The sequence below is a fragment of the Tessaracoccus lubricantis genome (genome assembly GCF_039544535.1).
GTDB lineage: Bacteria > Actinomycetota > Actinomycetes > Propionibacteriales > Propionibacteriaceae > Arachnia > Arachnia lubricantis.
On the sequence record NZ_BAABLV010000020.1, the window covers coordinates 248,293 to 257,601 of the forward strand.

Consider the following 9,309-nt stretch of genomic DNA (forward strand, 5'->3'; position numbering starts at 1 on the left):
CCCGGCGGCTCAGGGCGCCAGGTAAGCCTTCAGGTGCTGGCCGGTCAGCGTGCCCGACTCGATCAGGCCCTCGGGCGTGCCCTCGAACACCACGTGCCCACCGTCGTGGCCGGCGCCGGGGCCGATGTCGATGATCCAGTCGGCGTGCGACATCACCGCCAGTGAGTGCTCGATGACGATGACCGAGTTGCCGTGGTCCACCAGGCCGTGAAGCATCTCGAGCATGGCCTCGATGTCGGCCAGGTGCAGGCCGGTGGTGGGCTCGTCGAGCACGTAGACGCCGGCGCCCTCGGCCATCCGGATGGCGAGCTTGATGCGCTGCCGTTCGCCGCCCGACAGCGTCGACAGCGGCTGGCCGAGCCTCAGGTAGCCCAGGCCCACGGCCATGAGGCGGTCGAGGATCTTCTTGGGGTTGCCGGTGGTGAACACCTCCGCCGCCTTGGCGATGGGCAGGGCCAGCACCTCGGCGATGTTGAGCCCGTGCAGCGTGTACTGCAGGACCTCCTCGGTGAACCGTCGGCCCTCGCACACCTCGCAGGTGTTGGCCACGCCGGCCATCATGCCGAGGTCGGTGTAGACGATGCCCAGGCCCTTGCAGTTCTCGCAGGCGCCGGCGGAGTTCGCCGAGAACAGGGCGGGCTTGACGTTGTTGGCCTTGGCGAACGCGCTGCGGATCGGGTCGAGCAGGCCGGTGTAGGTGGCCGGGTTGGAGCGGATGGAGCCGCGGATGGCGCTCTGGTCGACGACGCGGACCTCCCCGGCGGCGTGCATGGCGCCCGAGGCGATCGAGCCGTGGATCAGCGACGACTTGCCCGAGCCCGCCACGCCCGTGACCACCGTCAACACGCCCAGCGGCACGTCGACGTCCACGTCCTGCAGGTTGTGCGTGGTGGCGCCGCGGATCTCCAGGCGGCCCTTCGGCGCGCGGCGGTGCGTGCGGAGCGTGGGCTTGTGGTCCATCAGCCGTCCGGTCAGCGAACCCGATGCCCTGAGGCCGTCGAGGTCGCCGACGTAGACGATCTCGCCGCCGTCGGAACCCGCGCCCGGGCCGATGTCGACGATGTGGTCGGCCCGCTCGATCACCTGGGGCTTGTGCTCGACGACCAGCACGGTGTTGCCCTTGTCGCGCAGCGACTGCAGCAGGTCGATCATGCGCCCGATGTCGTGCGGGTGGAGCCCGACGGTGGGCTCGTCGAAGACGTAGGTCACGTCCGTGAGCGCCGAGCCGAGGTGGCCCACCATCTTCACGCGCTGCGCCTCGCCACCTGAGAGCGTGCCGGATTCGCGGTCCAGCGAGAGGTAGCCCAGGCCCACCTCGACCAGCGAGCCCAGTTGCGCGGCGAGTGCCTTCAACACGGGCAGCGCCTTGGCCGAGGTGTCGCGCTCGGCCAGGGCCAGGACCCATTCGCGCAGATCCGAGACCTGCCAGGACAGCGCCGCGGGCAGCGTGACGCCGTCGACCTCCGCGGAGCGTGACGCCTCGTTGAGCCGGGTGCCGCCGCACTCGCCGCAGGGCACGAACGTGCCGATGCGCTCGGCGAAGTCGCGGATGTGCTTCTGGCCGGCTTCCTTCTCGGGGTTGAGGAACTGGCGCTTCACCCGCACCACCAGGCCCTCGTGGGTGGTGTTCATGCCGAGGAACTTCACGCGCGTGCCGGGGTCGTACATCAGGCGCTCGAGTTCCGTGGGGGAGTAGTCCTTGACGGGCTTGTCGGGGTCGAGTTCCGGGTCCTCGCCGTACATCTTCCACTGCCAGGTGCCCACGCCGTAGCCCGGCACGGTGATGGCGCCGTCGTTGAGGGAGAGGCTGACGTCGACCAGCAGCGACTCGTCCACCGACGACACCTTCCCGTTGCCCTCGCACGCGGGGCACATGCCCTGCGGCGTGTTGAACGAGAAGAAGAAGCTGGGGCCCACCTCCGGCGTGCCCAGGCGCGACCAGACCAGCCGCATGAGTGCGTTGACGTCGGTGGCGGTGCCCACCGTGCTGCGGCTGTTGGCGCCCATGCGTTCCTGGTCCACGACGATGGCCGCGGACAGGTTCTCCAGGCGGTCGACGTCGGGCCTGGCCGGCGTCGCCATGAAGCCCTGGACGAAGGTGGGGTAGGTCTCGTTGATCAGGCGCTGGGACTCTGCGGCGATGGTGCCGAACACCAGCGACGACTTGCCCGAGCCCGACACGCCCGTGAAGACCGTCAGTTGCCGCTTGGGGACGTCGACGGAGACGTCCTTGAGGTTGTTGACGCGCGCGCCGCGGACCTTGATCTGATCATGCTCTGCCACCGGGCAAGTATGCCCCGCCGTCGGGGCCGCGGCCAGCGTTCGGGCTTGGGCTGTCGTCGGGGCTGGCGGCGCGTTCCGTGAGCGACTGGATGGGGTCACGGGGCTCCAAGCGCGCATTCCTCGGCGTGTCGCGCCACGACCCCATCCAATTGCTCACGGTGGGAGCCCGGGGCAGGGAGCGGGGCGTAAAGTACGGTGTCAAGATGATCATCGAGGTTCCTGTCGACGCCCCGCGCATCTCGTTGCGGCACCTCGACGAGGAGGGGAGAGCCTCGGACCTCGTCGGGCACCTCGTCGCGGCCGACGACGATCGCCTCGTCATCCTCCCCGAGGACAAGCCCGCCGTGTGGCTGCAACGCTCGATGGTGCGCAACATCCGCCGCGTGCCCGAGCGCACCGTGCTGCCGGCCTCGCCGCCCGACGCCCTGCAGCGCATCCTCGACCGCACGTGGCCCGGCGTCCGGCGCGCCCGGCTGGGTGGCTGGGTGCTGCGTGACGGCCATGGCCGCACCAGCCGCGCCAATTCGGCGCTCGTCAGCGGTGACGCGGGCCTGCCGTTCCCCGAGGCGCTCAAGTTGGCCGACGAATGGCGCGGCCAACCCACGATCCTGCAGGTGGTGATGGGTGACCGCTGCATCGACCAGGCACGTGCCCAGGGGTACGAGCTGCGCGGCCCCACCGTCGTGATGGTGGCCCGTGCCGACGACCTGCCGTACGACCACGTCGAGGTCAAGGTGTCGCCGGAACCCGACGAGGGGTGGTTGTCGATCTGGCGCGGCGGCCGCGCCGACGCGGGGCTGGTGGCGGAGATGACCAGTGCGCCGGCGAGCTACGCGCAGATCCCGGGCATCGCCGTCGGGCGCGTGGCGCTCTGGGGTTCGTGGGCGGTCATCTCCTCCGTCGAGGTGGTGCCGGCGCTGCGCGGCGCGGGGTGGGGCCGGGCGATGACGAGGGCGCTGGTCGACTCCGTGGAATGCCGCTTCGTCGCGTTGCAGGTGGGGGAGGAGAACGCCGTCGCCCGCTCACTCTACGCGAAGGAGGGCTTCGTGGAGCACCACACCTACGCGTACCTGTTCCCGCCCACGGTTGCTTGAGCCGCCCGAGGCCCCAGCCCCAGCTCCGGAGGTAGTCTGGCCGGCGTGATTGTTGCCGCCGCTGATGGTTCCTCCCTCTCCAACCCCGGCCCGGCGGGCTGGGCCTGGTACATCAGCGACGACGCCTGGGCCTCGGGAGGCTGGCCGCACGGCACCAACAACATGGGCGAGCTCATGGCGGTGCTGGACCTGCTGCAGTCGACGGCGCACGTCGACGAGCCCCTGCGCATCCTGTGCGACTCGCAGTACGTCATCAACTCGCTCACCAAGTGGCTACCCGGGTGGAAGCGCCGCGGATGGAAGAAGGGCGACGGCAAGCCGGTGCTCAACGTCGAGCTCATGAAGGAGCTCGACATCGCCATGCAAGGCCGCGCCCTGCAGTTCGAGTGGGTCAAGGGGCACGCCGGGCACGCCATGAACGAGGCCGCGGACGAACGCGCCCGGGCGGCTGCGTTCGCGTTCCAGCAGGGCGTGCCGTTCGACCCGGGCCCGGGTTTCCCGGCCGCGGCCCCCAGGGCGCGGGGGCAGGAGTTCGCCATCGGGGCCACCGACCCCGAGCCCGACCTGTTCTCGTTCGAGCCTGCGGGCGTCCAGACACGCGACGACGACGCGGCGCCGTCCGGCTCAACCAGCGTGCCCGGCACGGCGACACCGCGGGTCAAGGCCAAGCTGGTCCACCTCACCCGAGAACTGCTGGACGACGAGCTGCGCGGCGACGCCCGGGCCCTCGGCGCCCTGCTCCACCCCGACTTCGTGGCGCATGCCATGGACGGGCAGATCATCGACAGGGCCCACGGAGCGTGGCAGCCCACCTCCGCGCGGTTCGAGGTGCTCGGCATCGACACCTACGCAGACGGCGTCGCCGGGGTGCGCTGGCGGCAGGGCGACGACCTCAGCCGACTGCGCTTCTCCCTCTGGCAGCACACACCCGACGGCGGCTGGCGCCTGCGTTTCGCGCAGGTCACCGCACCGGGGGCGTGACTCGGACCATCCGGGCACGGGCCGATCGTAGGATCAGCGCATGAATGCAGATGAGCCGGTGGCCGCCCCCGAGACGGTACAGCGCAGCCGAAGGGTGATGTTCGCCGTGGGCTGCCTGGCCGCCCTCACCGTGACCGTGATCTTCCTCACGCTGGGCGACGGCGTGGGAGCCTCACCCGCCTTCGGCCTGCGGGGCGTTCTGGTCGAGGTGGGGCACACCGCCGCCTGGGCCCTCCTTGCGGTGGCCTTCGGGCTGGCCGCCGTCAGGGGCCGGTGGAGCAAGGTCTCCAACGGACTCGCGCTGGCCGCCCTGGGCCTGTACGTGGCGTTTCTCGCCGCAGTGTTCCTGGGCTGAGCGCGGACGAAACTCCCTCGCTGGGGGTACCCAGCGTGGAGCCACTCAGGGAGGTGCCCACGAGGGAGTTCTCCGGATCAGAGCAGGCCGTTGTCGGTGAGCCAATCGGAGGCGATGGTCTCCGAGCCGAGCTGCTCTCCCACGCTGCGGGCGTTGAGCTCCCGCAGCGCCTCCGGCGTGAGCTTCGCGTTGACCGCGTCGATGGCCGCGGCTGCGGCGTCGTCGACCTTGTCGGAGACGACCGGCACCACCTGCTGCGGCAGGATGAGGCCCTCCGGGTCCTCCAGCACGACGAGGCCCTCCGTGGCGATGACCGGATCCGCCGTGTAGATGTCAGCCACCTGCACGGTGCCGTCCGTCAGCGCGCGGACGGTCAACGGCCCACCGGAATCCTCGACCGGGAGCAGCTCGATGGTGACGCCGTAGACCTCCTTCGCCCCCTCCGGGCCGTACGGCCGAGTGGCGAACTCCGAGTTGGCGGCGATCTTCAGTGGCTCCGCCACGTCGGCCAGGTCCGCGATGGAGGTCAGCGAGTTGGCCTCGGCGAACTCCGCGGTCACCGTGTAGGAGTCCTGATCCGTCGCCTCCGCGGGTGTCAGCACCCGCAGGCCCTCGGGCAGGGCCTCGGCGAGGGCGGCGTTGACCTCATCCGCCGTGCGTGCCGTCGTCCCACCGTCGAGGTACTGCAGCAGGTTGCCGGTGTACTCGGGGAACACGTCGATCTCGCCGGCCTCCAGCTCCGGGAGGTACGCCTCGCGCTGGCCGATCTGGTACTGCCTGTCCACGGTGTAGCCCTCGGCCTCCAACACCTGGGCGTACAACTCGGCGATGATCTCGTTGGAGTAGTACTGCTGCGAGCCCACCACCACCGTGCCGCCCGCCGCCGCCGAACCCTCGGTGGTGGTGGCGGGCGCGAGCGGATCCCCGCCGCCACAACCGGCCAACGCGACGGCGGCAGCGGCCGCCACGAACGTGAGGCGTGCGTGCTTCATGGGAGTTCCTTCCGTCAGCGGGCCCGCAGGCCCAGGGGTGTGGCCCGGCGTTGCAGCCAGGCGAACAACAGGTCGACCATAAGGGCCAGCAGGATCACGGCCAGCGCTGCTGCGAGCATCTGCGGGTAGTCCTGCGTCCGCAGCCCCAGGAACAGTTGGCGGCCCAGGCCGCCGGCGCCTACATAGGCGGCCAGCGTGGCGGTGGCGATGACCTGCAGCATCGCGGAGCGGATGCCGCCGGTCAACAGGGGCAGCCCCAGCGGCACCTCCACCCGCCACAGCACCTGCGCCGGGCTGAGCCCGGTGGCGCGCGCGGCGTCGAGCGTGGCGGGGCTGATGGCCTGGATGCCGGCGTAGGCGCCGGCCAGGATCGACGGCACCGACAACACCACGAAGGCCACCATGGGCCCGATGAGCCCCACCCCGAACGCCAACCCTGCCAGCGTCAGCACACCCAGCGTCGGCAGCGCCCGAGCGGCGCCGGTGGTCGCGACGGTGAACCCACGCAGGCGGCCGGTGTGGCCGACGAACCAGCCCAACGGGACGGCGATCACGCATGCGATGGCGACGGCGGCCACGGAGTACCCGAGGTGCTCGAGCGCGCGGTGCACGATGCCGCCCGCACCCAGCAGGTGGGCGGGATCGGCGAGCCACGCGAGTGCGTCGAGGAAGTGGTTCATGCGTGCCGCCACGGCATGAGGAGGCGGCCGAGCAGCACCCAGGCACCGTCGAGGACCAGCGCCAACGCCACCGTCATCACCAGCCCGGTGAGGATCTCGGCGGTGATGCCACGCTGGAAACCGTCGGTGAACAGCAGCCCGAGGCTGGGCACGCCCAACACGGCACCCACCGTCACGAGCGCCACGGTGCTGACCGACATCACGCGCAGCCCCGCCAGCAGCGTGGGGCCGGCCAGCGGCAGGTCGACGACCACGAATCGCGCGGCGGGCCGGTAGCCCAGCGCGTCCGCCGCGTCTGTGTGGGTGCGGGCAACGGCGCGCAGGGCGTCTGCGACGGCCGGCACCATGAGCGCCAGGCCGTACAGCGTGAGCGCGACGATGACGTTGAGGCTGCTGCGCACGCCGGTGCCGATCAGCGCGGGCAGCACCACGAACAGCGGCAGCGACGGGATGGCGTACATCAGGGCGGCGCCGCTCACGATGGGGGTGCGCAGCAGGCGGTGTCGCGCGGCGAGGCCACCGAGGGGCAGCGCCAGCAGGAAGCTCGCCGCGATGGCGGGCAGCGCGAGCGCCAGGTGCGCCAGCGTGCGCGCCCAGACCAACTCGAGGTTGTTGCCCAGCCAGGTCATGGGCCCTCCGCGAGCCGCCCGGCGGCCCGCCCCCGTTCGTCGACCACGATGCGGCCCTGCGTGTTGTCGCGTACGTGCAGCGTGCGGGTGCCGCGGTGCAGCCCGAGGAAGCCGGCCACGAAATCGTTGGCGGGCGCGGCCAGGATCTCGGGGCCCGTGCCGCGCTGCGCGACCTGTGCCCCCTCCTCCAGGATGATGATCTGGTCACCCAGCAGCAGCGCCTCGTCCATGTCGTGCGTGACGAACACGATGGTCTTGCCCAACTCGTCCTGCAGCCGGACGAGTTCGGCCTGGAGGTCTGCGCGCACGATGGGGTCCACCGCCGCGAACGGCTCGTCCATGAGCAGGATGTTCGGGTCGGCAGCCAGTGCCCTCGCGACGCCGACGCGTTGCTGCTGCCCGCCCGACAGTTGCGCCGGGTAGCGCTTGGCGAGCGTGGGAGCGAGGCCCACCAGTTCCATCAGGTCCGCGGCGCGACGGTGGGCGTCGGCGCGCGAGGTGCCCAGCAGCCGCGGCACGGTGGCGATGTTGTCCAGCACGCTGCGGTGCGGCATGAGGCCGCCGCTCTGCATCACGTAGCCGATGCGGCGGCGCAACGCCACGGGGTCCGTGCCGGCGATGTCCTCACCGTCGATCAGGACGCGTCCGCCGGTGGGCTCCACCATGCGGTTGACCATCCGCAGCAGCGTGGTCTTCCCGGAGCCCGACGAGCCCACCAGGACGGTGGTGGTGTGCGCTGGGATGCGGGCGCTGAAGTCCGCGACGGCGACGGTGGAGTCGCCGTAGTGCTTCGAGACGTGCTCGAACTCGATCACGTGGCACCGGCCATGGGTTCGATACTAGCCAGCGCTCGAGCGGCCTCGCCCTGCATTCCGGATCACACGCCGTCGACGTAGTACCACCGGCCGTCGACGAGGGTGAAGCGGCTGCGCTCCCGCAGCACGCCGTCGCCCTCCGGAGTGGACCAGGCAGCAGCGAACTGCACCACACCGGTGGTGTCCCAGGCCTGGCCCGCCTCGGTGCCTTCGATGGTGAGCCCCGTCCATCGGGTGGTGGCGTCGAGGTCGAGCGACGGCGGCCGCGTCGTCGGGTGCCACGTCTCGAGCAGGTAGTCGCCAAGGCCCAGGGCGAAGGCCGAGTACCGCGACCGCATGAGCGCCACGGCGGTCGGGGCCGGCCGGCCACCGTGAAACCGTCCGCAGCAGCGCTCGTAGGGTTTCCCGGTGTCGCACGGGCACGGCAGCGGTGAGGTCATGGCGCCCACCCTACGGCTTGGCCGCCGGGCCCGGCGCGGGGGAACTGGTCGGGCGATGTGAGGTCAGCCGCGGAAGGTGGGCAGGCCGTGCGCCCGGAACTGCCCCATGACGCGCTCCACCAGGTCCTTCGACGGCGGTTCGGTGTCGCCGAGTTCGTACGGGATGCCGAGCGAGGCCCACTTGTCGCGGCCCATCTGGTGGAACGGCAGGACCTCGACACGTTCGACGGCAGGGCCCAGCGTCGCGACGTGCGCGGCGACGGCCTCCACGTTGGCCACGTCGTCGGTCAGGCCCGGCACCAGCACGAAACGGATCCACATGGTGTTGCCACGCTCGGCGAGGCGCCGTGAGAAGTCCAGCGTCGGCTGCAGTTCGCGCCCGGTGGTGCGGGTGTAGGTCTCCGGGTCGCCCGACTTGATGTCGAGCAGCACCAGGTCGACGTCGTCGAGCAGCTCGTCGGAGGCGTTGCGGCCGAGGAAGCCCGAGGTGTCGAGCGCGGTGTGGACGCCCATCTCCTTCGCGGCGCGCAGCAACCGGCCGGCGAAGGCCGGCTGGAACAGCGGCTCGCCGCCCGACAGGGTGAGGCCGCCGCCCGTGGCGCGGAACACGCCGCGGTAGCGGCGCACCTTGGCCACGAGGTCGTCGACGAGGACGGGCTCGCCCTTGTTGGTGAAGTACGTGTCCGGGTTGTGGCAGTAGAGGCAGCGCAGCGGGCAGCCGGCCAGGAAGACCGTCAGCCGCGTGCCGGGCCCGTCGACCGCCGTCACGAGTTCCCAGGAATGCACCGAGCCGAGCTCACCGCCGCGGACCGCGGCGATGTGCTCGGAGTGCGTCATCTCCCCGGCCGACGCGATGCCGGCGGTGCCGGCGGTCGCGCGCAGCCGCGGCACGTCGGCGAGGGGGAGTCGGGTTGAGGTTTCAGTCATGCTGCGGGGGCCCTTCGTCGTGGCTGGCTCCTTCGTCGCCTCGCCACGCTCAGCCTTGATCCACCGGTTCTGGTGGGTGGGGTGGATGGACGTGTTGTGGGTGTCTGGCTGGG

10 protein-coding genes are annotated in these 9,309 nt (G+C 71.1%); 3 read left to right on the forward strand and 7 right to left on the reverse strand.

The genetic code is table 11. The features are described 5' to 3' along the window. Window positions 1–9: 9 nt before the first annotated feature. The gene (locus ABEA30_RS07400) at window positions 10–2,400 is read right to left on the reverse strand and encodes an ATP-binding cassette domain-containing protein (protein ID WP_386086332.1); all 2,391 of its coding nucleotides are present in this window, start codon (window positions 2,398–2,400) and stop codon (window positions 10–12) included. Here ABEA30_RS07400 and ABEA30_RS07405 point away from each other — a divergent pair. Genes ABEA30_RS07405 through ABEA30_RS07415 form a run of 3 tightly spaced genes read left to right on the forward strand, consistent with a single transcriptional unit; the run spans window position 2,361 to window position 4,713 of the window. Beyond that, a complete protein-coding gene (locus ABEA30_RS07405; protein ID WP_345581267.1) occupies window positions 2,361–3,377 on the forward strand; it encodes a GNAT family N-acetyltransferase in 1,017 nt (338 codons plus the stop codon). The two genes, ABEA30_RS07400 and ABEA30_RS07405, sit on opposite strands and share 40 nt — an antisense overlap. 45 nt (window positions 3,378–3,422) lie before the next feature. Then, complete coding sequence (locus ABEA30_RS07410; RefSeq protein WP_345581270.1) at window positions 3,423–4,358, forward strand: ribonuclease HI family protein; 936 nt, start codon at window positions 3,423–3,425, stop codon at window positions 4,356–4,358. A gap of 40 nt (window positions 4,359–4,398) precedes the next feature. Continuing rightward, window positions 4,399–4,713 (forward strand): hypothetical protein, encoded by a 315-nt coding sequence (locus ABEA30_RS07415; RefSeq protein ID WP_345581273.1) that lies wholly within the window; start codon window positions 4,399–4,401, stop codon window positions 4,711–4,713. 77 nt (window positions 4,714–4,790) lie between these two features. Here the strand turns inward: ABEA30_RS07415 and ABEA30_RS07420 are convergent, their stop codons facing one another. The 6 genes from ABEA30_RS07420 to pflA all read right to left on the reverse strand — a co-directional run. Next, window positions 4,791–5,705 carry an ABC transporter substrate-binding protein gene (locus tag ABEA30_RS07420; RefSeq protein WP_345581276.1) on the reverse strand — a complete coding sequence of 305 codons (915 nt, stop codon included), beginning with the start codon at window positions 5,703–5,705 and terminating at the stop codon, window positions 4,791–4,793. A 14-nt stretch (window positions 5,706–5,719) separates the two neighbouring features. Next, a complete protein-coding gene (locus tag ABEA30_RS07425) occupies window positions 5,720–6,385 on the reverse strand; it encodes an ABC transporter permease (RefSeq protein ID WP_345581279.1) in 666 nt (221 codons plus the stop codon). Continuing rightward, entirely contained in the window at window positions 6,382–7,014 is a 633-nt protein-coding gene (locus ABEA30_RS07430; RefSeq protein WP_345581282.1) for an ABC transporter permease, read from the reverse strand. Before ABEA30_RS07430 ends, ABEA30_RS07425 begins: the two co-directional genes overlap by 4 nt. Further along, window positions 7,011–7,829 carry an ABC transporter ATP-binding protein gene (locus ABEA30_RS07435; protein ID WP_345581285.1) on the reverse strand — a complete coding sequence of 273 codons (819 nt, stop codon included), beginning with the start codon at window positions 7,827–7,829 and terminating at the stop codon, window positions 7,011–7,013. Before ABEA30_RS07435 ends, ABEA30_RS07430 begins: the two co-directional genes overlap by 4 nt. Window positions 7,830–7,891: 62 nt before the next feature. Then, the gene (locus ABEA30_RS07440; RefSeq protein ID WP_345581288.1) at window positions 7,892–8,269 is read right to left on the reverse strand and encodes a YchJ family protein; all 378 of its coding nucleotides are present in this window, start codon (window positions 8,267–8,269) and stop codon (window positions 7,892–7,894) included. Between the two features lie 63 nt (window positions 8,270–8,332). Continuing rightward, a partial coding sequence (gene pflA / locus ABEA30_RS07445) for a pyruvate formate-lyase-activating protein (protein ID WP_345581291.1) occupies window positions 8,333–9,309 on the reverse strand: 977 nt, incomplete at its 5' end.

Coding starts and splice junctions, on each gene's coding strand:
- ABEA30_RS07400 (WP_386086332.1), bottom strand. CDS start 2,400: ATGCGCGCTTGGAGCCCCGTGACCCCATCCAGTCGCTCACGGAACGCG.
- ABEA30_RS07415 (WP_345581273.1), top strand. CDS start 4,399: ATGAATGCAGATGAGCCGGTGGCCGCCCCCGAGACGGTACAGCGCAGC.
- ABEA30_RS07420 (WP_345581276.1), bottom strand. CDS start 5,705: ATGAAGCACGCACGCCTCACGTTCGTGGCGGCCGCTGCCGCCGTCGCG.
- ABEA30_RS07425 (WP_345581279.1), bottom strand. CDS start 6,385: ATGAACCACTTCCTCGACGCACTCGCGTGGCTCGCCGATCCCGCCCAC.
- ABEA30_RS07430 (WP_345581282.1), bottom strand. CDS start 7,014: ATGACCTGGCTGGGCAACAACCTCGAGTTGGTCTGGGCGCGCACGCTG.
- ABEA30_RS07440 (WP_345581288.1), bottom strand. CDS start 8,269: ATGACCTCACCGCTGCCGTGCCCGTGCGACACCGGGAAACCCTACGAG.